Consider the following 26,611-nt stretch of genomic DNA (forward strand, 5'->3'; position numbering starts at 1 on the left):
ACAGACGAATTGCGCTGTCAACCAGTATATTAGGGGGATGAACAAATGGCTATCAGCGAACAGGATTGGCAAGAAGAACAGGCACGGGTAACGGAAGTGACAACGAAAATCGGTAATAAAATATCTCAGCTGGAAGCGAGCGTCGGAGATATCCGTGAAGTCGTGATTGATATGCGGAAAGACTTTTGGGACGAAGTTACGGTCAACTTCAGCAACCCGGACGATTTGGGTGAAACGTCCACCAACCTGAGACAGCAGTCGCAAGTGCTCGCGGAACGTGAGCATGCTCATCTGCAATCCAGCAAGCTGCTTAAAAAGTATAGAAAACTTGTGGAATCCCCTTACTTTGGACGCATTGATTTTCAAGAGGATGGAACCACGGAGACGGACACCATTTATTTAGGGACAGGATCTTTTTTGGATGAACATATGGAGACGTTTCTCGTTTATGACTGGCGGGCTCCGATATCAAGCTTGTATTATGACGGGGCACCCGGTCCGGCCCAATATGAAACGCCCTCGGGTACGGTCAAAGGCAAAATGCTGCTTAAGCGCCAATTCGTCATCCATAACGGCGAGATCAAGGTATTGTTTGATACCGGTGTGACGATTGGTGATGAGCTGCTGCAGCAGGTGCTCAGCCATAGCGCGGATGATCGTATGAAGAGCATCGTAGCTACGATTCAGAAGGAACAGAATGCCGTCATCCGAAACGACAAAACCCGAATGCTGATCGTTCAGGGGGCTGCCGGCAGCGGCAAAACCTCAGCCGCACTGCAGCGAGTGGCCTATCTGTTGTATAAGTACCGGGAGACACTTCGGGCCGATCAGATGATTCTGTTTTCCCCGAATCCGCTGTTCAACAGTTATGTATCCACAGTGCTTCCGGAGCTCGGCGAGGACAATATGCAGCAGACGACCTTCCAGTCTTATCTGGAACACCGGCTCGGGAAAGAGTTTGAGCTCGAAGACGTGTTCACACAGACGGAAACCTTGCTGAATGCGGACGATTCGCCGCGTTACCGGGCACGACTCGAGAGCATATCCTATAAATCCTCGGGAGCTTATCTTGACACCATCAGACAATACAAGGAGCTGCTGGAGAAGGGCGGGATGCTCTTTAAGCCGGTCGTTTTCCAAGGTAAGGTTATCGTCAGCTCCGACGAAATGTCCGCGCAGTTCTATAGTTATGATTCGGCGGTTAAACTCGCTGGCCGGATCGACCTGATGAAAGAGTGGATGCTGAAACGCCTGTCGGAGTTCGCTCAGAGCGAAAAAGACGCCCCGTGGGTGGAAGAGCAAATCCAGCTGCTGGATACGGAGGATTATCAACGGGCCTTTCAAACGATGCGACGCAAGCAAAACCGGAAGGCGGATACGTTTGACGATTTCGATAAGGAAAGGGATGTCCTTGCCAAAATGGTCATCAGCAACCGGCTCAAGCCGGTTAGACGCTGGATCAAGCGGTTCCGATATGTGGATGTGAAAGGCATGTACCGAAAATTATTTACGGATGAATCGCTATTTCGCCGGGCGGCCGGAAATTTGGAGAGACTCCCGGATGATTGGGAGGAAATCTGCAAGCTTACCGTTGCGTCACTGGACAACAAATCGCTGTTGTATGAGGACGCGACTCCGTTCCTCTATCTGAAGGAGCTGCTTCAAGGTTTCCGGACGAACACGTCGATTCGTCATGTGATTGTTGATGAAGTACAGGACTATTCGGGATTTCAGCTGGAATTCCTGAAGCGGTTGTTCCCGCGTGCGAAAATGACGGTGCTGGGGGATCTCAATCAAGCGATTTACGCACATGGAGAGGCGCTCGGCAATCTGGAAAATCTGGTGAGTCTGTACGGCAAGGACGATACGGAGGTCATCAATCTGACGCAAAGCTACCGGTCCACGTATGAAATCGTTGATTTCACACGGCAGATGATACCGGGCGGGGAGCGGATTGTTCCATTTAACCGGAGCGGCGAAGCTCCGCGTGTGGTTGCGGTGAACGATGAGGAACACCTGCATGGAGCAATTGTCTCTGATATCCGTGAGCTTCATGAACAGGGATTCCAGTACGTGGCGGTGATCTGCCGGACAGAAGAGGAGAGCAGACGCGTACACGAGCAGCTGTCAGCAGATATACCTACGCGATTAATTACCAAAACCACTCCTGCTTTCGAGAAAGGAACGCTTGTCGTTCCTGCCTATCTAGCCAAGGGCGTGGAATTCGACGCGGTGATCATATACAACGGCTCCGAGGATGTGTACCACCGCGAAAGCGACCGCAAACTGTTCTACACCGCATGTACGCGTGCCATGCACAAACTTCATGTGTATCATATCGGGGAAAAGAGCCATTTTATCCCGGATGAATATTAAATGAATAAAGGTCTGTCTGGCCACGGCTTAGGCAGGCCTTTTTTTCATGATTGTTATATGAAATCCAAACATGTTTCATAGAAAAGGAAAAAAACGGAAACATATTTAGGAGGAGATAGGGAGTATGCTTTATACCATAAGGAGGGAGTTATCCAATATTTATGATGATTTGACCGGTGATTAATAATTTTTTTCAATTATTTTCGGGAAAAGCGCTTTCTCGATCGCCCCGTCTATTCATTTTGGACACAAATTTGACGAAAAAAGGATTGGGGGTATATTACTTATATCAAAGGTCGGGTGCTTGCGGATGAAGATAAAAACAAAATTAATTCTTTCGTCTACGATTCTTGCAACGGTTACGGCGGTTATCGTAATCATCGCGTTCATCACTTCGAATATGACGGAGAAGAGGTTCAGCAAGATTATTGAAGTGGATCAGAAGGTCATCTATAACCTGACGCAATTGGAGACCCTATTGACGGGCGTCTCTAATGATGAGCGGGGCTACTTATTGACCGGTGATTCGACCTTTGCCGATTCATTGAAAGCGAAACAGGAGTCCGTCGCCAAACTCATGGCCGAAACCAAAGACTTGATGACGGCTGAGGAAGACCAAAAGGTATTTAACGAGATCGAAACCGGGTATGTCATCTACACCGAAGCCGTTTCTGAGGTGTTAAACAAATTGGGGTATGATACCGGATTTTACAAGGCTGTGCCGTTTCGGGTATATGAAGCAGCATTTAACCAGGAACGTGAAGTGCGCAAGTCATTTAGTACGCTTATCGCACAATTTACGGTAGATAAAAATGAAGCCTTGGCTAAGCAGGCTGATCAAATTGCGGCCAGCAGCCAATTTCAGAATTTGATCATTATGCTGATCGGAATCGCAGCCGTTGTTTATTTTGCTATACAGGGTTATCTTCTTACTCGATCGATCCGTCCGTTGAATCAGATGAGCAGTCAGCTTTTGAAGATTGCCGAAGGCGGCGGTGATCTGGTTACCCGATTACATATCACAACGAAAGACGAAATCAGGGATGTAGCCGACGCTTATAACAAATTGGTCGATGGCTTCAGGGAGCTTGTCGTACAGGTGCAGGATACGGCCGGCAAAGTCGGTGTCGCAGCTTCGACGCTGCACTCCACGACCGAGGAAATCCGTCAAGCTTCCCAGCAAACTTCAGGCATCATGGAAGAGCTGGCGGCCGGGGTAGAGAACCAGCTTCAGGATACAGAGGAAACGACAGCTACGATAACGGACATGGCGGAAGGAATGAAACATATCGCGCATGCCGCCCAAGACGTCTCCGGATTGGCAGCAACGACGAACCAACTTGCGGCTGGAGGGGAACAGGCACTTATACATACACTGGCTCAAATGGAAGGCATACGCACCAGTGTGGATCAATCCGCGCAGTCGGTGCGGGCGCTCGGCGAAAAGGCCTCCAACATCGGTGCGATGGGACAGATCATTATCGAAATTGCAGAGCAGACATCACTGCTTGCCTTGAATGCCTCGATTGAGGCGGCTCGGGCGGGCGAGCATGGCAGAGGTTTTGCGGTTGTAGCTGCCGAGGTCCGGAAATTGGCTGATCAGGCATCAAACTCCTCCGTCGAAATCAGACAATTCGTCCATGAGCTTCAGCAGGATATTGTTGATTTGGCCGGCGTCATGGAGCAGGGGACCCGCGAAGTGACCCAGGGCATGAACGTGGCGCAAGGAGCCGAGAGAGCCTTTAAGGAAATTGAGCAATCCGTCGTCGAATTGAACGAACAAATTCAGAGTGTCACCGTTGCAACAGAACAGATGAACTCCGGAGCAGGGGAGCTTGTTCACGCAATCCGCAGAATTCAGGAGGTCACGGAGACGACGGCAGGCGGAACCCAAAGCGTCAGTGCTGCCACGGAAGAGCAGCTGGCCTCTATGGAGGAAATTACAGATTCCGTTGAAGATTTGAATGTAATGTCTGGCAAGCTTCGGCAGTTGATGTCCGGCTTTAAAGTATAAATAAGGAAAAATGGCATATGGGAAAAAACGGCCACCTTGCAATCATGCATATTCTGGGCAAAAGAACCTACAATATGGATGACAGATAACGCAAAGGTGGTCTTCTCTCATGGAAAACAAGAAATGGGATCTGGTTGCCCTTGCATCCATACCACTCATCATGACGTTGGGCAATTCCATGCTGATTCCCATCTTGCCGCAGATTTCAAAAGCTCTGGGGATCAGTTCCTTCAAAGTCAGTATGCTTATAACGGTATATGCTGTTGTAGCCATCTTACTGATTCCGATTGCCGGTTATTTATCGGATCGGTATGGACGAAAGAAGATCATCATCCCCAGCTTAATTATTGCGGCATTAGGCGGAGCTGTCTCGGCTGTGGCAGCCTGGATGCTGAGTGGGACGGCGGCATATTACGTTATTTTGGCGGGACGGTTTCTGCAGGGAATTGGTGCTGCCGGGGCATTCCCCATTGTCATTCCGCTTGTCGGTGACATGTTTAAAGAGGAAGAAGAGGTCAGTAAGAGTTTGGGTATTATCGAAACCTCCAATACGTTTGGCAAGGTAGTCAGTCCGATATTGGGCGCCCTGCTCGGAAGTTTTATTTGGTTCTTGCCCTTTATAGCTATTCCGATTCTGTGCTTGATCTCTATCGTGCTTGTCATTTTTCTTGTGAAGACACCGAAGTCGAACGACAACGACAAACAATCCATTCGCGAGTTTTTGAAAACAACCAAGCAGGTTTTGCACGAGAAGGGAAGATGGCTGTATGCCATATTTGCCATCGGCGGCATCGCGATGTTTGGCGTATTCGGCGTACTTTTCTATTTGTCGGAAACGCTCGAGAGCACTTACCGTTTACAAGGTGTGGTGAAAGGGCTGGTGCTTGCGATTCCTCTGGCTTTGTTATGTCTGTCTTCCTATTTAGCCGGTAAATTCACGGGCAAAAATAAAGCGGCTAAGAAGTGGACCGGTTTCGCGGGTATGGCCATTTTGACGGTATCCCTGATCGTCACCGGATTTAGCGCTCAGATCTATTTTGTAGTCGGAATGATGACGCTTGGCGGCATCGGGATCGGGATGGTCCTGCCATGCATGGACACGCTGCTGACGGAAGGTATAGAGAAGGAACAGCGCGGTACCATTACCTCTCTATACAGCAGTATGCGCTTTATCGGCGTATCGCTTGGTCCGCCAGTTGTCTCGCTGCTGCTCGGGGCGAATCATTGGGTTCTGTTCGGCACGTTGGCAGCCGTCGCGGCGGTAGGCGGCCTGCTCACATTATTCGCCGTGAAGCCGGAGGCGAAGAAAGACGACACCGGAGGGAACTCATACCGAGTCGACTTCAAGAAACCGCAGGGCTTGAAAAAGAAAGGTCTTGTCCATAAATAATGGACAAGACCTTTTTCTCATATCCGGATATGGAGGGGAGCATATTGACAAGGAGGAACTCTCATCGTCTACTTTGTTTCCTTAATCCATTCCTGGACGCATTCGATGTGCATATGCCGTTGCTTCTCTTGGCTTAGCCGCATTCTCCGTTATCCTGCAGCGGTGGGTTCGGTCTCCTCAAGCTTTAAGGTTGCTTTGGAGCGCGATTTGCCGGTTACCTGCATGATGATATAAATCAGGATTAACAGCACAAGCGCAATGGCGGAATATCGGTACATGATCGTGTACGAAGTCGATTTGGCGATGGAGCCGAGCGCGATCGAGCCGATAGCGACACCGAAATCCAGTGAGTTGAAGAACATGCCGTTGGCCATGCCGCGCTGGAGCGGATGAACCTCCTGGATCATCCAGGTCTGGATGGACGGCTGCATCGCGCCGAAGCCAAGGCCATAACATAATGCTGATAACAGCATAGTACCCGTCGATGAGGCGAAGGTCAGCAACAGCAGACCGGTGACCATCAGAACAGCAGCGGGTATAACCATCGCCTTGTGTCCATAGCGGTCATAGATTCTGCCGGAGAACGGCCGTACCAGAATGATGGCAATGGCATTGAACAAGAAGAAATACTGGGGATTCCGGAGGTGGGCTTCGGTGCCGAACAACGCCATGAAGCTCAGCAGCCCTCCGTACGTAATGGACATCAAAAAGTTAAGGACGCTGGGGAGAATCAGCTTTTTGTTGAATGAGCCCTTCGGTTGATCCTCAACTCGAGGTTGAACCGCTGCGGGGCGCTCCGTTTTCCGTTTTGCCGATCTTGACGTTAGAACGTAGGCGAGTGGGAAGATAAGTATATTGATGATGACGGTGATGACCACAAGCGGTGTGAACCCCCCGTCTTGCAGGAGCGTCAAGCCGATCATCGGGCCGATCGACATGGCGAGCGTAGTGGATAATCCGAAGTACCCCATGCCTTCGCCCAGTCGTTTGATAGGAATGACGTCCGATGCCATCGTAGGAAACGAGGTGCTTGTCATGCCAAAGCCGATGCCAAACAAAACGCGCATCAGCAGCAGAAAGGCGATCCCGGATGCCCAGTAATAGCCCAGCGTGGCTGCAAGCGAAATCATCAGCCCGACGTACAGCAGCAGGCGCAGTTTTCCTTTTTCCAGTGCTTTGCTTGACACGAAGCGGGAGGCGATCGCGCTGAAGGCGAACAGGCTGGTTATCAGGCTGACCTGAAGCGGACTTGCCATAAACGCATCCTTGGCGTATGCGGGCAGCGTGGTCAGCATCATCTGCAGGGTCAGAAACAGAAATAGGTTGCTGACCATCAAGGTGATGAATTCTTTGGTCCATAAACGTTGCTTTGTATTCATTTCATTCATGTGAAACATCACTCCTGTTTGTGTAAGTTGTCTATGTTGGCATTGATGCGTGAGAGTGTGTCCCAGAACATCTCTAATTGATGATCGTCAATGCCTTCGATTAACTGGCTTCCGCATTGACTTTCGATGGTTGTGGTTGCGTCGATCAATTCTTTCCCTGTATCCGTCAAGAAGAGCTGGAAAGCTCTCCGGTCGTTAACCGATACGGATTTGCGGGTGTATCCTTTTTTCTCGAGCAGATCCAAAATACGGGTAGTGGTCGGTTGATCCTTGTCCGCTTTGGCGGCAACTTCCTTTTGATTCAACCCTTCATGCTCTCCGATGTGGTACAGAACCAGCCATTGCTCGGGGGTAATATCATAGGGCTTCAAGGCATTCGCAAACAATTGGGAGGCGCGGCGATAGGTGTAACCCAGATGAAAACCGATGGAGGGGTTGCGTTTAGGCATTTTCAAGAAACAAGTCACACCTTTCATTTCAAGTTTTCAAAAATAGTTGTCTAAACAATTATATGCCTGACATACAAATCAGTCAAACCATTTAAAAAATTAATTGTCTACATGACAGGGTTTCGTTAAACGATGTGGAATATGAAAAATGGAATGATAACATAGCTCTAACAATTGAGAGCTATATTTATAGTACAAACCAATATCTCACCACTCAGGAGGAAGTTCAAATGTCACAATTGATTAATTTTGCACACCGCGGGTCATCGGCCATATGCCCCGAGAATACGATGGCTGCCTTTGCCAAAGGCTTGGAGCAGGGTGCTACCGGGATTGAAACTGATGTTCAGATGACGAAGGATGGAAAGCTGGTTTTGATCCATGACGAGAGTGTCGCACGCACGACGGGGGCTGAAGGGCTTGTCAAGGATTATACATATGAGGAGCTGGCCAAGTTGGACGCAGGCTCATGGTTTGGGGCCGCCTTTCAAGGGGAACGGATTCCGCTGCTGGAAGAACTGCTGGAATTGACAAAAAGCCATGGTACAATCGTGAACATCGAGCTGAAGAACGGGTCGATTCAATATCCTGGGCTGGAAAAGCGTGTGATCGAGACCGTAAGGCATTTCAAAATGTCAGAGCAAATCGTCATCTCAAGTTTCAATCATTATTCTCTGGTGGAGTGCAAGCATATTGATCCTGAAATCCGTACCGGCCTGTTGTATGGGGAAGGGTTATACAAACCGTGGGAGTATGCCAAATTGGCGAAAGCGGATGCTCTTCACGCATACCATCGCGCGGTTCTGCCGGAATGGGTAACGGAAGCGAAGCAGCATGGCGTAGTCTATCACCCTTGGACCGTCAATGACGAGGAACAGATGAAAGCCTTGATCGATGCTGGCGTGGCGGGCATTATTACGGATTATCCGGATGTACTCGGGGGATTGCTACAAACCAAGGGAGCGTGACTTTGTGAAGAAAACATGGCTGCTGGGCTTTGGCTTTTTCAGCATTAGCATTACCTGGGCGCTGTACAATGCGTTTGTGCCCTATTTTCTGGAGGATTACATATCCAGTGTCGCACTGATCGGTTTTTTTATGACGATCGACAATTACTTCGCCTTGTTCTTGCAGCCATGGATCGGAAGTCGCAGCGACAGGACCCATACCCGGTTTGGCAGAAGAATGCCTTATCTGCTCATCGGCATGCCGCTTGGCGCTCTGTTTACCGCAATCATTCCGTTTCACACCGGGATGGTAACATTGATACTGTTCATGGTCCTCATGAACCTGGCCATGAGCCTGTATCGTTCGCCCACCGTTTCATTAATGCCGGATATTACGGAGGAGAAACGCCGCACGAGAGCCAACGGCATCATTAACTTTATGGGCGGCATAGGGTCCATATTGGCTTTTGGCGTGGGCTCGGTACTGTATAGCGCTCATCATTCCTTGCCTTTTATTGCCGCAGCCGGCATAACGCTGGTGTCGTTGTTCATTTTGAGAACGTTTATCCAAGAGAAGCGTGACGCTCCAGGCTATCAGGCTCAGACGGCCGCTAAAGCTAAAGTTTCCTTTAAGAGTCAGATCAATCGGACGACGGTGCTGCTCTTGGCGGCGATATTTTTCTGGTTTGTCGCATATCAAGGGGTTGAGACGCTGTTTACTTTGTACGGGAAAAACGAGATGGGGCTAACGGAATCGCAGGCTTCCTTTTCCCTGACGTTTTTTTCACTCGCCTTTGTTCTGTTCGCCATTCCAAGCGGATGGTTTGGCGGTAAATTCGGCAAGAAACGGATGATTCTGATCGGCGTCAGCGGGCTGTTCATTGTCTTCGCGCTCGTACCTTGGGTCGAATCACTGCTATGGCTCCGTGTATTGCTGACCGTTGGCGGATTATTCTGGGCTTGCATCAATATTAACTCCTATCCGTTTATCGTATCTACCGGATCGGAGGACAGCATTGGGACACGGACAGGAATGTACTATTTGGTATCCTCGCTGGCGGCGATCTCGTCACCGCCTCTTCTAGGGAAGCTCATCGATGGCATGGGGTATTCGATTCTGTTTTATTGTGCCGCAGGCAGCATGCTGCTTGCATTGATCTGCGTTCTGATGATTCGTCATCAGGAAACGGAAAGTCCTGCACAATCGCAGACCGCTTCCGCCGGCTTGTCCTAGCCGATTGGTTTGTTTGATAACCGTAGGTTCGGCTCCTGCTAGTCCGTGTGGAATAACATTGACGAGAGCCAGCCAGCACAGGTAGAATCTAATATCAGATAGATTTGAATTAGAATATGCCGGCGAAGGTGCAGGAGCTGATTCCGAGGTTGACAACGATTTATGATATTGCCAAAAAAACAGGCTATTCGCCTACGACGGTGTCCAAAGTCTTCAACAACTATCCGGACGTCCGGGAGAAGACGAGAGCCAAGATCCTGGCAACCGCGAAGGAAATGGGTTATCTTCCAAACGCAAACGCCAGATCGCTTACGACGAAGCGATCCTGGACCATTGGTATTCTCTTTGTGGAGGCTACGGGAGCAGGGATTCGTCACCCCTATTTTGGAGCCGTCATCGAAAGCTTTAAGAAAATTGCCGTATCCAAAGGGTATGATCTGATGTTCATCTCCAAGGATGTCGGCGGCCGAAGAAGCAGTTATGTGGAGCATTGCAAAATCCGGGGCGTCGACGGTGTGGTCGTCATTCTGTCGAGCAGCGAGGACCCTGATTTCCAGGAGCTGCTGGAGAGCGGCATTCCGTGCGTCATCCTGGACTCGTCACCGGAGTTTGTGCATTCGGTTTACTCCGATAACATCGGAGGCAGCGTGCAGGCACTTCGGTATTTGCATTCGCTTGGACATCGCAGCATTGCCCACATATCGGGCGGATTGAATACGTTTGCAGGCGAGCAGCGCCAACAAGGCTACGAGCAAGCTCTTCGGGAGCTTGATCTGGACCTAAGGGAAGAGTACATAACCGGCAGCGATTTTTTCTCCACCGAGAGTGGATATGAAGCCATGAAGAGGCTGCTGGGGCTTAGAGAGAGGCCGACTGCTGTGTTTGCAGCTGGAGATCTACTCGCGCTTGGAGCTATTCGTGCCGTTCAGGATCAGGGCCTGAATGTACCGGGAGATGTGTCCATCATCGGTTTTGATGATATTGAAATGTCCCGTTACATCACCCCTGCCTTAACGACAATACGCCAGGATACGGAGCAGCTGGGCACCGTTGCGGCCGAGATCCTTCTTTCTTCCATCGAAGAACAAAACGCAACCGTCAAGTCGGTTATGCTGCCAGTTCAATTGATTATCCGGGAATCCTGCCGCCCGGTCACCTAGGTGAACCTAAAGGCAGGACTCATTTTTACCGCTTTTCGAAACCGGTTTCGAAATCTGAGTTGATTCTGAAGTCGAGTCGATTATGAACCCATTTAAGGAGGATCTGAACATGTCAAATTATCGTTTTGAGAAGGATACCTTTGTTATCGAGCAGTATGATCTTGCCAAACCATTTTCCAGCTTTCTGCCCGGAATCGCAGGCTTGAAAGGGATTCCGATGTGGACCTTTTATGTGAATCGGGGGCAGGGGATATGCAGCTTCGGCATACGCGATAAGAACTCGCCGATCATGGAATTTTCCCCGGCGAATATCTCGTATAAGAACGTCTCCGCTACCGGCTTCCGTACGTTTATCAAGATGGCGGGGGCACCGTCCGTTTATGAGCCGTTCCAATCCTTTCAGCCGGATTCTAATGCGAAGAGAACGATGTTGATCCGTCAGAATGAACTTGTCATTGAGGAGGAGCACGCCGATAACGGACTTCGCACTTCGGTATCGTATTTTCAGCTGCCCGGTGAAGATTTTGCCGCCCTTGTCCGCGAGGTCAGCATCACGAATATCGGAACTCGGACGGAATCGTTCGAGCTGCTGGACGGCATGCCGGAGATTCTGCCTTACGGTGTCGAGAACAGCGGGTACAAGGAGGTTGGCAATCTGCTGCGGAGCTGGATGGAAGTGGAGAACCTTGATCAGGGGATCCCGTTCTATAAGGTTCGCTCCAGTACGCACGACGAGGCGGAAGTTAGCGAAGTTACGAGCGGTCACTTCTATCTGTCGTTTGATCATCATGGGCAGTTGATCAAGCCGCTTGTAGACTTTGAGCTTGTATTCGGCGGAAACACTTCATTAATCCATCCCGATCGATTTGCTGTAAGTTCGATGGAAGCTTTAATGAACGCCACGCCGTATCCCGTTAACAAGGTGCCATGCGGCTTCAGCGGGTTATCGGCCCGGCTTGCGCCCGGGGAGACGGCGACCGTTTATACGCTGGTTGGTCATGTGAACGATATCGGCAAAATCAACAAGCGCTCAAACGATTTATGTTCTCCTGCCTATATCCTCAATAAACGCGAGGAGTCCTCGGCGTTGACCCGGAACTTGACCGAGGATGTTGCTACCAAAACGGGATTACCCTTATTTGATGAATACAGCCGTCAGTCCTATCTGGACAATTTTCTGCGGGGCGGATATCCGTTCTTATTTGATAACGGGAAGGAAGGAGTGGTCGTCCACCTATATTCCCGCAAGCACGGGGATCCGGAGCGGGATTATAACTTCTTCTCTCTTTCGCCGGAGTACTATTCACAAGGGAACGGCAATTTCCGGGATATGAATCAGAACCGCCGAAATGACGTGTTTTTCAACCCGAAGGTGGGCACATTCAACATCCGGATGTTTTTCAGTCTTATTCAAGCCGACGGTTATAACCCGCTTAGCGTAGAGGGAACGAAATTCCGCGTGAGTGAAGGGAAGGAGGAGGAATTGGAGAAGCTGCTGCGGGCCTCCGCGGCGCAGGAAGATTATGAGAAGCTGGCAAATACATGCTCCGGGGATTATACGCCGGGGAAAATCATCAACGCGATTTCGGATCAAGGCATCAGGCTGGAGATCAGTGAGGAACAGTTCTTATCCGGGCTGTTGACGATATCCGATCAACATTTTGCGGCTTCGTTCGGCGAGGGTTTCTGGTCGGATCATTGGACTTATAATATGGATTTGGTTGATACCTACTTGGACATTTATCCCGACCGTTATGAGGAACTATTGTTTGGCGAGAATACGTATACGTTCTTCGACAGCCCGGTGTACGTCCTTCCACGAAGTGAGAAGGTTGTGATCAGCCGTGGCAAGGTACGGCAATACGGTGCGCTCCTGGAGGACGAGGAGAAGCTGAACAAGCTCGGCAGAAAACGGAACGCGGCGGAATGGCTTCAGGTAGATGGCGGACAAGGCAGCATTTACCGCACGAATCTGTTTGTCAAAATGATCTCATTGTCCCTTAATAAAATGGCAACACTCGATCCTTACGGGATGGGGGTAGAGATGGAGGCGAACAAGCCGGGCTGGAATGACGCGATGAACGGCTTGCCGGGCCTGTTTGGGTCGGGCATGAGCGAAACGATGGAATTGAAGCGTATGGTCTCATTCATCTTGGATGCGGCCGAGCGGTTCGGCCATCAAGCGATTCAGGTCCCGGAGGAGATTGCGTCTTACTTAGAGAGTGTATACGAAGCCGTAGAGCAATATCAGTCCGGCTCACTGGACTCATTCGGTTATTGGGACAGGGTAGCGGGGCAGCGTGAGGCCTATCGTGCATCGGTCCGGTACGGGATTAGCGGCCAGGAGGTTGAAATTTCGGTGAAGAACGTGAAGGATATGTACGCGGCATTTCTGGACAAAATCGAAGAAGGAATTCAGCGTGCCGAGCAGATGGGAGGCGGAATCGTGCCAACGTATTTCCGCTTTGAAGCCGAGCGCTATGAAGAGGTTCGGGATGCAGCGGGGAACCCGGTCATCACGCGCTATGGTTTGCCCGCTGCAAAAGTGCTTGAATTCAAGGCCTATGCGCTCCCGCATTTCCTGGAGGCGCCGGCCCGCGGAATGAAGCTCGCCGATGAAGGCCAGGCAAGAATGATGTATGACCGGATCAAGGCTTCCGATCTGTATGATTCCGCGCTGGGGATGTATAAAACGTCCGTCAGCCTGGAAGGCGAAACCGATGAAATCGGACGCATCCGAGCATTTACAGCGGGCTGGCTGGAGCGGGAATCCGTATTTTTGCATATGACCTATAAATACTTGCTTTCATTATTAAAAGCCGGATTGTATGACGAGTTTTTCTCGGAAATCAAAACTTCCCTTATCCCTTTTTTGGACCCGGCCGTTTATGGACGAAGTACGCTGGAGAACTCCTCGTTCATTGCCAGCAGCGTGAATCCGGATCCTCACGTGCATGGACGAGGCTTTGTGGCAAGGCTGAGCGGATCGACGGCCGAATTCCTAAGCATGTGGATTTCGATGATGGCAGGGAAAAAGGTATTCCGTTACGAAGACAACCAGCTTCAGCTGCATCTGAACCCTGTGCTTCCGGCTTGGCTGTTTGACGAGAATCAAGAAGTGTCGTTCACCTTCCTTGGTTCCGTCAAGGTGACGTATCGCAGTGAGCGCGCAGCAAATACGTATGGTCAGGACGGCGTTACGATTCAGCGATTAACGCTCATTACGGTGGGAGGGGATTCGATCGAGGTGGATGGCCCCCTCCTTACAGGAGAATTGGCTCATGAAGTCCGCAATGGGAACATCCGGGCAATTCATGCTGTAATGAGATAGATGTCACTTGCTCCAAATAGACCACCCGGGAAATCTCGGATGGTCTATTTATAGTTATGTGAAGGTTTTTTATTCATTAGGAGGCTTTTTATTATTGCTTGTCATGGCTGAGCCAAACGTAAGGCCGATGGCAACACCGATCGCTATGCCGATAGCGATATTTTTCATGGCAACTCCAATAGCTACGCCAACGCCGATCCCCATGCTCATCCCAAGGGCCATGTTGTTTTTTTTCTTTTCCATATGGCCGTCACCTCCATCTGCATCATGTTGATCCAAACAAGCTTCCTTCTCAAGTTGCTATTGTTCTTATTATAGAGGATATTGACTTAGGATGCCGGATATCCGGTTCCTTCATGTTTTCTTCGCTTGCAAGTCCCCGTGTTGCAACCCATAATAGATATATCGATTTCAAGTACATATGGATTCAACATCTTCGAGTGCGAGGAGGGGGTTATCATGCAGTGGATCGCCATGCTGACGATGCTGATTGATCATGTAGGGCTTGTGTTTTTTCCGGACCAGGAGGTTTGGAGAATCATCGGCCGCATTGCTTTCCCAATCTACGTCTATGCTCTCGTTCAGGGGCACCGCTACACTTCTTCGAGACCCAAGTATATCATTCGGCTGGCCGTTATTGCGGCGGTCTCCCAAATTCCCTATCAGCTTGCGCTGGATCCTGAAGGGTTGAATGTGGTCATTACCCTGGTAGCTGGAGCCATCGTTTTGTATGTGCTGGAACGATCGGATTCCCAGCTGTTATCGTGGATGGTTGTTGTTGCCGCCTGTGCGTTAATGAGAGGATTTCCGTTTGATTACGGAGCTTACGGCCTGCTGTTGATTTTGATATTCCGATATGCCCAGGCCAGCTGGCTTGTTCCGCTTCATATGGTGTTGAACCTGTTATTCTGGTTCCTTAATAACTGGGAGCTGCAGATGTGGAGCGTCATCCCGACGGCTGTAATAGCTTATGGCCCGCATGTATGGAAGAAGCTGGAGTCCATCCGGGTGAGCCGCTGGGTATGGCGTTCATTTTATCCGCTGCATTTACTGATTATTGCGTTATTACGGGTGTTTTTATAGAGAAAAACTCTATAGGTGAATGCCCGATGGATTGATTATATACAAGGAGAGACATACATGTTGAATATCGCAATTGCTGCCGGCATTCTTTTGTTCGCGGCGGCGGGTTACATCGCATTCATGAACTCCAAATTAATTGCGGATAAAAAACGGGAAGCATACATTCCTCCGCCTGCTTCGGAATATACCGTTTATATGACGCCTCAGTTCACGGAGGAGGACAAAAGGTCGATGAGTCCCATCGGGGTCATGGAATTCCGCGATCCGCAAGGCATGATGAAGGTATATCTTTGCCGGGTCAAGAATGAATCCGAGGATCTGAAGCTGGAGCAAGCCGGCCATGTGTTTCTTCATCATTTGACGAAGGCCAGGGACACCGGCACGCTGATGTTCTACCGTACGGTGGAGGAAGCGCTGCAAGGACCGGAAGAGAAAAGTTTAACCGACCGACTGTCTGCAGCTGCGAAAAAAAAGCCGAGAACAGAATAGGCAAACAGGGTCAATCCACCCACTTGCGGGGTAATAAAGAAATAAAAGACCGAAAGGAGATTTTCCGAAATGAAAACATTTAAAATCGGAAGGACATCGGTCTCCGTCTTTATAGGCGATATTACGACATGGACGGGCGACATTATCGTCAATGCTGCAAATTCGGGACTGCTGGGTGGAAAAGGCGTGGACGGCGCAATTCATAGCGCTGGCGGGCCGGAGATCATGGAGCAGTGTATGGAAATTCGCAAGCAGCAAGGCGGATGCCCGCCTGGCAACGCCGTCATCACCGGAGCAGGCCGGCTGCCTGCCCAGTATATCATTCATACGGTCGGCCCGATCTGGGAGGGCGGTGGACGGCGTGAGGAGCATACGCTGGCGGAATGCTACCGCAACAGTCTTCTGCTTGCAATCGAGGTGGGTGCCAGAAGCATCGCCTTTCCTAATATAAGCACGGGTATCTATGAGTATCCTAAGGCTCCGGCATGTGACGTTGCGTTGAAGGCGGTTACGAAGCTGCTTGAGGAGGATCTGCCGGATAACCGTCTGGATCGGATTGATTTCGTTTGTTTTTCTCCTGATAACGAAGAGCTCTATGTCCATTGGCTTGAGCAGTTCACGCAGGAGAAGGAGGCGCAAATATAAGCTCCGCTGAAAAATTATTTTCTATAATCTTAATAAAATCAGGGGCGCATTTAGCGCCCCTGCCGTTTGTCAGTCGACTTTACATATGATAGGAACCGCTTGGCTCAAACAGTACCCATTCCAGCATCGTGATCATATCGTCGAGGCGGGCTTCCTGATTGAGAAGGGAGGCTCGCTCCGGACTGTTCTCTTCGAGAGCAGTCAAGCGGGTTTGCAGCTTTTTCTTCTGCATTGTAAGTTCATTGATCTTGGATTTGATCTGGTTCTCTGTTCGCATGGTATAATCCTTTCGTTAGTTATGAAATCTCATCAATTCACCCCATATTATAGCATTTGATTCAGCTTAAGACGAAGGAGGGGTTCACATGACAAGTGAATATAATATGAAGAAAATTGCGGCGGAGCATGCCGCCAAGTATGTGCAGGATGGAATGAAGATAGGGCTGGGCACGGGCTCAACCGCTTATTACGCCATTCTCAAAATCGGCGAGATGGTCAGATCCGGGCTCTCGATCCAGGCTGTGGCTACCTCTGAAGCTTCGGAGAAGCTTGCGATGGAACAAGGGATATCCCTGACCCCCATACATCAGATCGATCGTTTGGATTTGACAATTGACGGGGCTGATGAGCTGGATGATCAGCTGCGGTTAATCAAGGGAGGGGGCGGGGCCCTTCTCCGTGAGAAGATCACTGCTTTTCACAGCGAACGGCTTGTGATTGTGGCGGATGAAGCGAAAGCCGTAACTCAACTCGGCGCTTTCCCGCTGCCGGTTGAGATTGTCCCTTTTGCTTATGAGTGGACGGTTCGGTCACTGGCCCAGCTTGGCTGTTCGGTGTTAATCCGCCGTACGCAAGATGAAGGGTTTTATGTTACGGATAACGGGAATTATATTGCTGATTGCCGGTTTCAGCAGATTGCCCGTCCAGAGGAATTAAGCTCTCGGCTAGGCGCCATTCCGGGCGTGGTTGAACATGGGCTGTTTATCGGTATGGCCGACCAAGCGTTCATAGGCTGCCAGGATGGTACGGTACGGATATTGCATTCCGGGAGCATAGAAGCAAAGAATATATTTGACAGTTGATCTGGCGTTCATTAACCTTAATTACATGATATCTTTCGGAGGGTGAAATATGTCGGATATTCAAGAACACGAGGATACCCCGTTACATTTGCTGGTTGTCCTTGCCAGAGCTTATAACGCAGTGATGACACATTCCAATCGCAGCATCAATAGTCACGGATTGAACTCCACCGAATTCGGTGTATTGGATGTACTCTATCACAAAGGACCGCAGCCGCTGCAAAAAATAGGGGAGAAGGTGCTCATTTCCAGCGGTAACATTACATACGTGGTGGATAAGCTTCAAAAGAAAAACCTGCTGGTTCGCCGGGCTTCCGCTGAGGATCGGCGCGTCATTTATGCTGAGCTTACCCCAGAGGGACAAGAATTCTTCGAAGCCATTTTTCCTCAGCATCAGGAATTAATGGTTAAGGTGCTCAGCGGCTTGTCGGAAGACGAGAGAGTGCAAGCGGCGGCGCTGCTGCGCAAGCTGGGGATCAGTGCAGAGAAGATGCTGTAGACCTAAACATGTTTAAGATTGGAGATATGTATGCTTAAAGATATAACGATGCAAGCGATGCAACCCGAAGTAAAGGAACTGCTCAGCTACTCGGTATTTCCGGATCCGGAGGCGGTGGATCAGGCGGCAGCTTCTTATCAGACGGGCCGAAGCCGGCTGTTTGGATTTGAAGAGGACGGACTTCTCTTAGGAGTCATCGGTTTTGATGTCGATCAGGACGAGCTTACCATTCGGCATCTTGCCGTTCTTCCGGAGAATCGGGGAAAGGGATATGGACGCGGATTGATTTTGGAGCTGCTCCTTGAGGTCCAGCCTAAGCCGGCCCGAGTCATTGCGGAAACGGATGAAGAAGCCGTAAACTTCTACCGCAGTATCGGCTTTGAGGTATACAGCCTGGGAGAGAAGTATCCGGGCGTTGAAAGATTCCGCTGCATTTACGAGGTGGAGGAGTCCGAAGAATAGGCCATTTATATAAAAAAGCATGCTTGCCGTCTTCGAGTGGAATTAAAATTGCCATTCAAGACAATAAACCCGTTTCGCAATGGGGGCCTTCCTCATATAATGTCGTAACGAGCGGGGCAGGGGGTGAACATGTTGGTGTACCATTATACCGCTGTCGGCGATTCCTTAACCTTCGGGTTTGGGGCGATGCCTGGCAGCGGTTTTGTTCCGTTATACCGTCGGATGGCGGAGGAGAAGCTTCGCCAGTTCGTGGCCCATGAGAATCTCGGGGTCAATGGATTAACCTCGGATGAGTTATACGATCGTGTCGTTCGATTTCCTACGTATCGCTATCATCTGCAGCAGGCCCAGATCATCACGATATCGATCGGAGGCAATGACTTGATACGTGCGGTAAAGTCCACGGGGGGGCGACCGAATCGGGAGGTGCTGGACGCTGCTTTATATCGATGTCAGAATCATGTGGCTAATACCGTTAGACATATCCGTAAAATAAAGTCACCGGTCAGCAAACCTTATTTTATTCGCGCTATCGGTCTGTATAATCCATATCCGGCCTGGACGGAGGCAACGGAATACGTGATTCGGTTCAATCGGCATTTGATGGGGTTAAGTGACGGCTATTTTCGAATAGCTGATATTTACACACAATTTTCAGGCCGTGAGAAAGAACTGATGTCGGTGGACGGTTTACACCCGAATGGCCGAGGGTACCGGGTGATCGCGGAACAATTAAACCGGCTTGGGTACAAGCCACTTGCATAAATATCCGAATGATTAAGAAAAAAAAGGGTGTCCCATGGTCTTTTGACCGTGTGGGCGCCCTTTGGTTTATGGTAATCACATATTATTTAAAATAATTTCCTGAAAAAACTTCGTACGGCCCATTTGCGTTCTTGCCGTTTCTTGTATTTGGGCAGTGACCGATACACATCCAGCGATTCCTGATAAGACTTCTTGGCATCCTCGGTCCTTCCAAGCGATTGATACATATAACCCAGCAAATAAAAGGCTTCGCTGGAGGAAGAGTGAATGGAATGGAACTGTTCCAAATAATGGAGCGCCTTCTCCCGATCCGAATCCCGAAATGCATCGGCAAGCCTAAGATAAGGCCGGCCATATTTGACCCTCGGGTTGATCTCCAGTGCCCTGATAATATCCGCCTCCCCTTGTGTGATGCTGCCGGTATGCAGGCGTGCATGTCCGATATCGTCCCAGAACTCGGCGGAGTCCTCTAAACTGGATTCTATGGATTCCAGCAGCTTCAGAGCTTCCCCATACTTACGGCGCTCCAGAAGCAATCTGGCAAGCTCGTGCCTTGATGAAACGTCGCTGGGGCTAACAGCAATCAGTCTGCGCAGCTTGGAAATATTCCGTGCACGCTTAATTGGCTTGGTCACGCTGGGAAATACCCCGACAAAACGGCGATCCAGCACATACACGATGAGAAGCAGCACAAGAATTGCCGTAATCGGATTACCGAAGATGTAGAACAGAAATCCAAAAATGATGAGTTTAAACAAAAGAGATCCCTCAATTTCTATGTAAAGTTGTAACACAAATTATACCATAACATGGATTTATTTAGGTGGAAACACTATCGGTTCTATAGACCTTGAAGACATGCGCATGTCGGAATAGGCCATAGGTATTGAAAGAAGGTCGATGATAGCCGATAAAGGTAGTAAAGAGGTGATAATCATGGCGAAAAAGGGACAAATATTCCATCATTACAGTTTCGAAACGAAAAAAAAGGCAGTCGCCATGCGGCTGGAGGGTATGACTAAGAAAGAAGTGGCATCCGCCTTACAAATATCAGATATCGGACGGCTGAAAGTGTGGATGCGCAAATACCGTGAGCTGGGCGAGGAAGGTTTGGTCGATCGCCGCAGACGAAATGTATATTCAGACCATGACAACGAGCGGGATGGAAAAGAACTGCTTTCGCACGTATAAGAATCAAAAATTACATGAGGCGTGGTGAACGACCGTTCCACCGCGCCTTTTTCATATGGGAATCAAGGGTGATGTTCTATAGTCGTATCCGGCAGTTCCGAATGCATGGGCCAATTCATTAATCTTATCTCGAACAGGCGGCTGCCCAGTTCATTTGAGCGGAACCGACATAACATGTGGTATGTTCAAAAAAGGAGGGATTCATGTGAGCGGAGTAGGAGAAGGTTATGGTGGTTATGGATATGGCTCTTCTATAGGTGCTATTCTGGTATTATTCATCTTGTTAGTTATCATTACTCGCGCATTTATCTAATCCATCTTTTGAGCGAACAAACCAACTGAATCGATAAGTGAACACCGAGCACCTTGAGCAGTCACAACGACAGACCGTCCAAAAGAGGCATGGCCTCTTCTTAGGGCGGTCTTGTTTTTGATGAAGCGACAATCGGCGCTAATGACTTGTTATGAATCATAAGTTTAAGCGCCTATCAGAAAATCCCTAATAAAAACAGACCGCTCGAAAGAGTGGTCTGTTTTTGGGAGAACGAATATGGACCCGGGTTCAACCTCTTGTCCCGGTCTGTTACTGCTGCTACATCATAATCAATATAACCTTACCGTTTACGAAAGATACGATATCAAAATTCGAGTAACCCCAGGTTTCAATGGTTTTCCCGCCGCCGGTGGTAATGTCCTTGGCTGCCGGGTTCCCCCATGAAAGCTGCACCTGTTCTTTTGTCATGCCGAGGGAAACCTGGCCTGCTTTAATCTGTTTCCACACCGATGCGGACCATTTGTATTTTTGGTAAGGGTCGTAATTTAATAACGAAGAACGGTCTGCAAACAGCTGCATCACTTCCGAAGAGCGCATAGGATAGCTTTTCACGGTTTTTCCTGATCCCGTTTTGAAGATCACGTTGAATTCGCCTTTGTCGTCCGGCAAAATGTCGGTTACCGTCAATTTCGAGAAGCGTTCCAAGTCTTCGAAATCATTCACCCAATACGTTCGGCCGATAAATTTAACCAAGCTGCCCTGCATCGCTTTTTTGATCAAGCCAGCCGTTTCGCTGGAGACAACGGTCATAGCTGCATCTCCGTCAAAAGAGATATTCGCTTGTTTCCACTTGGCATCCCAGCTGATTTTCGCGCCCAGAACATCGGATAATACGGTGGCTGGAATCAGCAGCTCGCCTTTGTCGGTTATCGGAGCTGCCTTTAGACGCAGCGGGCTATCATTCAGCTTGGCCTGGTTGCTGCCTGCCGTGAGCGAGAGTACGGTCTCTCCGAACTTGGCCTCCACGGCTCCGCTTTTGGCCGAATAGGTGCCGCCCAGTGCCTGAATGACGGATTTGGCCGGAACCATGATATTCCCGTTAACTTGTTTCGCATATTTCAAATTGTTGCGCAGACTGGAGGATACCGTTATCGATTTGGTCAAGCCGCCCGAGGTTACCGTAATCTGTGTCTTGCCAACGCCCGCAGACTTCAGCGTTCCATTCTTCTGCATGTTCATCAAATAAGGCTTCTCAATATCGATCTGGGCATCTTTAACCGGCACTTTAATCTTGGCCCCGTTTGTGTAAGTCTCCTGGATACTGACTTCCAGGGTATCCCCTACATAAGGCTTGGCATCGGATACCGAAACCGATAAGGCTTTAACGACAGGCACATCAACCGATTTGTTCTGTCCGTTCGTGTGATGTATCCAGCTTCCGTCAGAGCGCTGCGCATAGAACCCCTCCGACAGATCCTCGGCATTTCCGTAAATGGAGGTTCTCACGATCCCGCTCAGTCCGGAGACCTGCTCCTTGAGCTTCCAGCGGTCTTTATACACTCCGGTTGTCCATACGGTTCCGTCTTGGAGCGTCACAATCAGAAGATCCGTCGGCTCATTGGATGCGTAAACGATATGAGCTGCGTTCTGGGCGACGGTAACCGGGATGATGCGCCCGTTATCATCAAAGTTGGACGTTTCGTATACAACCACGTCACCGTTGTCACGCAATAGGGCAACACGCCCGCTGTGAACCGTCATGGATTTGACCCCTGCCGGGTTTTCCACGATACCGAGCTTCTTGAATTGTCCCTTTTTGTAGTTATCCTCTAATAGCAGCTCCCCGTTTGAGGACAAGGCGGCAAATTCTTGATCCGCATTGGCGATGAGCAAAATGCCGCTGAGGTTTTTTGCTTTTTCCGAGCCGTTCCATACGGTGCCGTCTGATTTCAGCCAGTAGTACCCGGATATCTGCTTTACGCCGCTTGTTCCCGGAACGACCTCGGGCCCCTTCCCGATATCCCATTTCACTAATCGCCCATCCTGCGTCATACCGATGCCTGCATATTCATAACCGCTGATGGCTGCAACTTTACCCGGCGTGCGAATGGCATGTCGTCCGTCTATCAGGGACCACATGGAGCCATCGCTCATTAGGTAGGTGTTTCTTCCCGCAATGTCGCTGATCTGGAGCTTGGACTCTTCGGCAGAAGCGATCCCGTGCGTCGTGCCTGCAAAACCAAGTCCCATCAGCATGCTAAACCATACGAGAACATACAACGTTCTTCTCACTTACATGACCTCTCTTCACTCTACCATTAGGAATATTTTTCAAACAGCTATATTGATTCGACAAAATCGGTGCTATTCCTGCAATTGTCGCTTGGTGTTATGGCTAAAAAAGGGAACAAAAAAACGCCCGCCGGATATCCGGGGGCGTCTTGCCGGTTAAGCTCGCGATTGGTCGTATGAACGGCAATGACCCAACGGTGCTAAGTTAAGGGGATCATAGGTGGCAGAAAACCTTATTAAGTGATATCAGTTCCCCTTAAGAGTATTAAAGCCGCGTATAAATTATTCTTCACCGTTTCGATTTTGGCAAATTTCCTGAACGTAAGAATAGAGATTAAAGTGATCAAGGCATATTTCATTCTTGCTCGTTCTATTGCTGTATCTTCATTGCTAATCAAACGATTCATGAATCATTTCCTCCTCTCAAAACAGGTGCTTTGTTTATTCGTGCCCAGCAAATGTTCAAAGAGTCCACTTAGCGGAACAAATACACCATACCGGCCACCGCAAGAAATACGAAACCGGCTAAAAGGAACCCGTTGGCTACTTTCACTCTGGATGCGCGGTCGTCCTTGGATTCAGCATAGAAGTTGCTTCTTTGTTGGTCTCCCGTAGTAAACGCTCCGGATAGAAGCCCTGCAACCAACAGGCAACCCAATCCTGCATATAAAAACAGGTTCATCACGTGTTCCTCCCATCATGCCCTTTATCGTTAGAACGTTCGCTGAGAGGGATTAGTTATGCTTTTCACATAAGGTTAGGTGAATCGCCTGACTAGAAGGTGAATAGGGATATGGAAAAAAAGGCATAAAAAAAGAACTAAATCCCTGTAATAAACATGCCGTTACAGGGATTTAGTTCGGGAACCTCCGAAGAGATTCCCTCATGGGAGAGGAGAAACCGGACGAAGAGCTTATGGGGAAACGTAAGTCTTCTCCGCGGTTGTCTACGACATTCATTGATGTCGATATTTCAAGGATGCCCGGCTGTGGTAGAAATATACATGGCTTTGAAAAAAAATGGAGAGTCGTTATGTTTCGTTTTTCATATATGGGATGATTGTGTTACGATAATCACTGTCAATGGCGTTGTCTTGGCAATGAATTTATAGATAATGAAACGGGTGAATGAAGCAGTGAGAGTAGTATCCGGAAGTGCAAAGGGCCGGCCGCTCAAAAGTGTGCCTGGTACAAGCACCCGTCCGACGACGGATAAAGTGAAAGAGTCCATATTCAGTATGATCGGCCCTTACTTTGAGGGGGGGATCGCGCTTGATCTGTTCGCAGGCACGGGAGGCCTTGGCATTGAGGCGTTAAGCCGGGGGATGGATCGTGCTGTTTTTATTGATGTGGAACCGAAGAGCATCAGTACGATCAAGGATAATTTGAAGGCGGTCAGGCTTGAAGAAAGCGCAGAGGTGTACCGCAACGATGCGGCGCGCGCGCTTAAAGCGCTTGAAAAGCGCGGCTACAGCTTTGATTTGGTCTTTTTGGACCCGCCATACCGGTTTAAGAATGGTGACGAGCTGATGCTAGATATGGCAGAGCGAGGGTTACTTCAAGATTCGGCTGTTGTGGTATTGGAATACGAATCAAGTTACAATTATCCTGAGAAATTTGGTGATTTTTGTTGTTTCCGGACCGCGAAGTACGGAGAAACCGCCATATCGATATACCGTTACGACACAGCGCAAGATCAAGCGTCAGAGCTTGATGAGGAGGAATTACAGGATGACAAATGAGAATACTAGTACATACCGTGTTGCCGTATACCCGGGAAGTTTTGATCCGGTCACCATGGGACATATGGACATCATCACACGCGCTTCCAAGCAGTTTGATCTGCTGATTGTGGCCGTGTTGAATAATCTAAGCAAGAACCCGCTGTTCACGATTGAAGAGCGCAAGGACCTCTTGAGGCAGGAAACCGCACATCTTCCGAATGTGGAAATCGACAGCTTCCGTGACCTTTTGGCAAATTATATCCGCCAGAAGAATGCCCAGGTCATCGTACGGGGGATCCGCACGGTGACCGACTTTGAGTATGAACTTCAACTGGCATCCACCAATCATAAGCTGAACCCGGATGCGGAGACGATTTTTATGATGACGCACCCGAAATATTCGTTCCTGAGCTCAAGTCTTGTTAAGGAAATCGCCCATTTTAATGGAGATACAACGGACTTGGTTAGCCCTGAGGTCCATGCCGCGATGCGCCGTAAATTTAGCGGCGATAACGGTCAATAAGACGGGAACACAGCCAGAACGCCGCTATCAATGATAAGCAGATCACGCCTTGAACCTGCAAGAATGAAGGCAATCCGCTCCAAAAGTTGAAGTGCTGATCCGTATTGGCGTGATCCAGCGGTTCCGTTCGGAAAGCAGGCATGATGCCTGCTGAAAGGGCGCTGACCGGCTTCCACATGGCCAGTGTAATCCCAAAGGCGAGTACCGAATGCAGGGCTCGCTTCATCATAAAGTAACGCCAAGAGAGACCGGTTTCCCGCATCAGCGACAAGCTTTGCAGCTGAGCGCTGATTCCGCTCCACGCCAGTGCGGCGGATAGAACAGCCAGCTGCAAAACGCCGGCTTGGAATGCCGAGGAACTAATGGACTGGGCTGCCAGATGGGCCTCCAATATTCCGGATACAAGATAGGGTGGAAGCTGCGGCAGCAGGTGACCGGTCAATACTCTGGTCAGGACGGCGAAGAACAAGATAAAGCCGCCTGTCATCAGTAAAGTCTGAACCGAACGGGTAACGGAATCGCCCAGTAATTTGCCGAAGCTCCGTCCATCCCGTTGATGGGCCTCCAGCGCTGCAGTCGCTGCCCTTTTAAGGAGGGGGCGCCGGGCAAACTCGTTTGTTCGGACTTGGTTTAAAGTAAACGGCCGTGTGCCTTCTGAAGAAGCCGGTTTATGGGAGAGGCTGAATATCCATCCGGCCAGCAGCCCGGAAATCCAATGAACGATCAGCAGCAGATAACCGGCTTCCGGTTTATGCAGCAGGCCAGTTCCGATGACAACGAGAATGGTCATTGGATTGCAGAAGTGGGATAAAGCGGCGAGCCTGCCGGCATCAATGGCACGAAGCTCGCCTTGTGTATACATTCCGGAGGCGGCCTGCGCCCCTGCCGGGAACCCGGCAGTCATTCCTGTTATAAGAACCCAGCCGCCAGCACCGGGAAGTTTGAATATTTTTTTCATCAAAGGGTCCAGCAGTACGCCAACTCCATGGGCCCAGCCATAGGCAATGAGTATTTCCACCAGAACGAGAAAAGGCAGCAAAGCGGGAAATACGATATTCCACCATAGCTTGAGTGCTTGCAGGGTGGCTTGGAAGGCAGGTTCGGGCGCGCTGACGACAGCCAGTACAAGCAGGAAAGCGGCGGCACCCAGCAGGATGGTGTTCCACAGCCCGTTTGATGACTTGACGGCGTTGTCTTTATTCATAAGGAATCTCCTTTCAGCGTAAACATGGCTAGTACAACTTTATGCAAAGGAGACAACCGTCAGACCAAACTTGGTGGAAGGCTGGATATA

General features: G+C 49.7%; 27 protein-coding genes. 18 read left to right on the forward strand and 9 right to left on the reverse strand.

Features of this window, described 5'->3' with window-relative positions:
- Positions 1-45: 45 nt before the first annotated feature.
- From helD to bcbE, 3 genes are all read left to right on the forward strand, one after another.
- On the forward strand, positions 46-2,376 hold the full coding sequence (gene helD / locus PLA01S_RS23690) for an RNA polymerase recycling motor HelD (RefSeq protein WP_127594290.1): 2,331 nt from the start codon (positions 46-48) through the stop codon (positions 2,374-2,376).
- Positions 2,377-2,686: 310 nt separating this feature from the next.
- Positions 2,687-4,390 (forward strand): methyl-accepting chemotaxis protein, encoded by a 1,704-nt coding sequence (locus PLA01S_RS23695; RefSeq protein WP_127594291.1) that lies wholly within the window; start codon positions 2,687-2,689, stop codon positions 4,388-4,390.
- Positions 4,391-4,475: 85 nt separating this feature from the next.
- On the forward strand, positions 4,476-5,780 hold the full coding sequence (gene bcbE / locus PLA01S_RS23700; protein WP_307719772.1) for a bacillibactin exporter BcbE: 1,305 nt from the start codon (positions 4,476-4,478) through the stop codon (positions 5,778-5,780).
- Positions 5,781-5,929: 149 nt separating this feature from the next.
- Here bcbE and PLA01S_RS23705 read toward each other — a convergent pair whose 3' ends face one another.
- Positions 5,930-7,168, reverse strand: coding sequence for an MFS transporter (locus PLA01S_RS23705; RefSeq protein WP_127594293.1), 1,239 nt, complete (start codon positions 7,166-7,168; stop codon positions 5,930-5,932).
- Positions 7,169-7,176: 8 nt separating this feature from the next.
- The gene (locus PLA01S_RS23710) at positions 7,177-7,617 is read right to left on the reverse strand and encodes a MarR family winged helix-turn-helix transcriptional regulator (protein WP_127594333.1); all 441 of its coding nucleotides are present in this window, start codon (positions 7,615-7,617) and stop codon (positions 7,177-7,179) included.
- Between the two features lie 230 nt (positions 7,618-7,847).
- On the opposite strand from PLA01S_RS23710, the gene PLA01S_RS23715 reads away from it, so the two are divergent.
- From PLA01S_RS23715 to PLA01S_RS23730, 4 genes are all read left to right on the forward strand, one after another.
- Entirely contained in the window at positions 7,848-8,585 is a 738-nt protein-coding gene (locus PLA01S_RS23715) for a glycerophosphodiester phosphodiesterase (RefSeq protein WP_127594294.1), read from the forward strand.
- A 4-nt stretch (positions 8,586-8,589) separates the two neighbouring features.
- The gene (locus PLA01S_RS23720; protein ID WP_127594295.1) at positions 8,590-9,798 is read left to right on the forward strand and encodes an SLC45 family MFS transporter; all 1,209 of its coding nucleotides are present in this window, start codon (positions 8,590-8,592) and stop codon (positions 9,796-9,798) included.
- A 149-nt stretch (positions 9,799-9,947) separates the two neighbouring features.
- On the forward strand, positions 9,948-10,958 hold the full coding sequence (locus PLA01S_RS23725) for a LacI family DNA-binding transcriptional regulator (RefSeq protein ID WP_127594296.1): 1,011 nt from the start codon (positions 9,948-9,950) through the stop codon (positions 10,956-10,958).
- Between the two features lie 109 nt (positions 10,959-11,067).
- Positions 11,068-14,289: a cellobiose phosphorylase gene (locus PLA01S_RS23730; protein WP_127594297.1), complete on the forward strand. Its 3,222-nt coding sequence runs from the start codon at positions 11,068-11,070 to the stop codon at positions 14,287-14,289.
- A gap of 69 nt (positions 14,290-14,358) precedes the next feature.
- Here the strand turns inward: PLA01S_RS23730 and PLA01S_RS32110 are convergent, their stop codons facing one another.
- The gene (locus tag PLA01S_RS32110) at positions 14,359-14,532 is read right to left on the reverse strand and encodes a glycine zipper domain-containing protein (protein ID WP_164817504.1); all 174 of its coding nucleotides are present in this window, start codon (positions 14,530-14,532) and stop codon (positions 14,359-14,361) included.
- Positions 14,533-14,748: 216 nt separating this feature from the next.
- On the opposite strand from PLA01S_RS32110, the gene PLA01S_RS23735 reads away from it, so the two are divergent.
- The 3 genes from PLA01S_RS23735 to PLA01S_RS23745 all read left to right on the forward strand — a co-directional run bounded on the left by PLA01S_RS23735 (position 14,749) and on the right by PLA01S_RS23745 (position 16,506).
- The gene (locus PLA01S_RS23735; protein WP_127594298.1) at positions 14,749-15,372 is read left to right on the forward strand and encodes a TraX family protein; all 624 of its coding nucleotides are present in this window, start codon (positions 14,749-14,751) and stop codon (positions 15,370-15,372) included.
- A gap of 57 nt (positions 15,373-15,429) precedes the next feature.
- Complete coding sequence (locus PLA01S_RS23740; protein WP_127594299.1) at positions 15,430-15,861, forward strand: hypothetical protein; 432 nt, start codon at positions 15,430-15,432, stop codon at positions 15,859-15,861.
- A 69-nt stretch (positions 15,862-15,930) separates the two neighbouring features.
- Complete coding sequence (locus PLA01S_RS23745) at positions 15,931-16,506, forward strand: O-acetyl-ADP-ribose deacetylase (RefSeq protein ID WP_127594300.1); 576 nt, start codon at positions 15,931-15,933, stop codon at positions 16,504-16,506.
- 79 nt (positions 16,507-16,585) lie between these two features.
- Here the strand turns inward: PLA01S_RS23745 and PLA01S_RS23750 are convergent, their stop codons facing one another.
- Positions 16,586-16,783, reverse strand: coding sequence for a hypothetical protein (locus PLA01S_RS23750; RefSeq protein WP_127594301.1), 198 nt, complete (start codon positions 16,781-16,783; stop codon positions 16,586-16,588).
- An 88-nt stretch (positions 16,784-16,871) separates the two neighbouring features.
- Here PLA01S_RS23750 and rpiA point away from each other — a divergent pair, with 88 nt between their 5' ends.
- The 4 genes from rpiA to PLA01S_RS23770 all read left to right on the forward strand — a co-directional run bounded on the left by rpiA (position 16,872) and on the right by PLA01S_RS23770 (position 19,314).
- Complete coding sequence (gene rpiA / locus PLA01S_RS23755; RefSeq protein ID WP_127594302.1) at positions 16,872-17,588, forward strand: ribose-5-phosphate isomerase RpiA; 717 nt, start codon at positions 16,872-16,874, stop codon at positions 17,586-17,588.
- A 49-nt stretch (positions 17,589-17,637) separates the two neighbouring features.
- A complete protein-coding gene (locus tag PLA01S_RS23760; protein WP_127594303.1) occupies positions 17,638-18,087 on the forward strand; it encodes a MarR family winged helix-turn-helix transcriptional regulator in 450 nt (149 codons plus the stop codon).
- A 30-nt stretch (positions 18,088-18,117) separates the two neighbouring features.
- Complete coding sequence (locus PLA01S_RS23765; RefSeq protein ID WP_127594304.1) at positions 18,118-18,549, forward strand: GNAT family N-acetyltransferase; 432 nt, start codon at positions 18,118-18,120, stop codon at positions 18,547-18,549.
- 129 nt (positions 18,550-18,678) lie between these two features.
- Positions 18,679-19,314 (forward strand): GDSL-type esterase/lipase family protein, encoded by a 636-nt coding sequence (locus PLA01S_RS23770; protein ID WP_127594305.1) that lies wholly within the window; start codon positions 18,679-18,681, stop codon positions 19,312-19,314.
- 86 nt (positions 19,315-19,400) lie between these two features.
- Here PLA01S_RS23770 and PLA01S_RS23775 read toward each other — a convergent pair whose 3' ends face one another.
- Positions 19,401-20,072 (reverse strand): tetratricopeptide repeat protein, encoded by a 672-nt coding sequence (locus tag PLA01S_RS23775; protein ID WP_127594306.1) that lies wholly within the window; start codon positions 20,070-20,072, stop codon positions 19,401-19,403.
- Positions 20,073-20,250: 178 nt separating this feature from the next.
- Between PLA01S_RS23775 and PLA01S_RS23780 the strand changes: the two genes are divergently transcribed.
- Both PLA01S_RS23780 and PLA01S_RS23785 read left to right on the forward strand, forming a co-directional pair.
- Entirely contained in the window at positions 20,251-20,505 is a 255-nt protein-coding gene (locus PLA01S_RS23780; RefSeq protein ID WP_127594307.1) for a helix-turn-helix domain-containing protein, read from the forward strand.
- Positions 20,506-20,710: 205 nt separating this feature from the next.
- Entirely contained in the window at positions 20,711-20,818 is a 108-nt protein-coding gene (locus PLA01S_RS23785; RefSeq protein ID WP_243390772.1) for a YjcZ family sporulation protein, read from the forward strand.
- Positions 20,819-21,097: 279 nt separating this feature from the next.
- Here PLA01S_RS23785 and PLA01S_RS23790 read toward each other — a convergent pair whose 3' ends face one another.
- The 3 genes from PLA01S_RS23790 to PLA01S_RS23795 form a co-directional block, all read right to left on the reverse strand.
- Positions 21,098-23,071: a stalk domain-containing protein gene (locus PLA01S_RS23790; protein WP_127594308.1), complete on the reverse strand. Its 1,974-nt coding sequence runs from the start codon at positions 23,069-23,071 to the stop codon at positions 21,098-21,100.
- Positions 23,072-23,307: 236 nt separating this feature from the next.
- Positions 23,308-23,478: a hypothetical protein gene (locus PLA01S_RS32115; protein ID WP_164817505.1), complete on the reverse strand. Its 171-nt coding sequence runs from the start codon at positions 23,476-23,478 to the stop codon at positions 23,308-23,310.
- A gap of 68 nt (positions 23,479-23,546) precedes the next feature.
- Positions 23,547-23,753 carry a DUF5316 domain-containing protein gene (locus tag PLA01S_RS23795; protein WP_127594309.1) on the reverse strand — a complete coding sequence of 69 codons (207 nt, stop codon included), beginning with the start codon at positions 23,751-23,753 and terminating at the stop codon, positions 23,547-23,549.
- A 453-nt stretch (positions 23,754-24,206) separates the two neighbouring features.
- On the opposite strand from PLA01S_RS23795, the gene rsmD reads away from it, so the two are divergent.
- Positions 24,207-24,812: a 16S rRNA (guanine(966)-N(2))-methyltransferase RsmD gene (gene rsmD / locus PLA01S_RS23800; RefSeq protein ID WP_127594310.1), complete on the forward strand. Its 606-nt coding sequence runs from the start codon at positions 24,207-24,209 to the stop codon at positions 24,810-24,812.
- The gene (gene coaD / locus PLA01S_RS23805) at positions 24,802-25,317 is read left to right on the forward strand and encodes a pantetheine-phosphate adenylyltransferase (protein WP_100538183.1); all 516 of its coding nucleotides are present in this window, start codon (positions 24,802-24,804) and stop codon (positions 25,315-25,317) included. Before rsmD ends, coaD begins: the two co-directional genes overlap by 11 nt.
- On the opposite strand, the gene PLA01S_RS23810 is transcribed toward coaD, so the two are convergent.
- Entirely contained in the window at positions 25,295-26,521 is a 1,227-nt protein-coding gene (locus tag PLA01S_RS23810) for a nucleoside recognition domain-containing protein (RefSeq protein ID WP_127594311.1), read from the reverse strand. The genes coaD and PLA01S_RS23810 overlap by 23 nt on opposite strands.
- Positions 26,522-26,611: the final 90 nt, after the last annotated feature.

Source organism: Paenibacillus lautus NBRC 15380 (assembly GCF_004000945.1).
In the GTDB taxonomy this organism is placed as follows: domain Bacteria; phylum Bacillota; class Bacilli; order Paenibacillales; family Paenibacillaceae; genus Paenibacillus_AQ; species Paenibacillus_AQ lautus.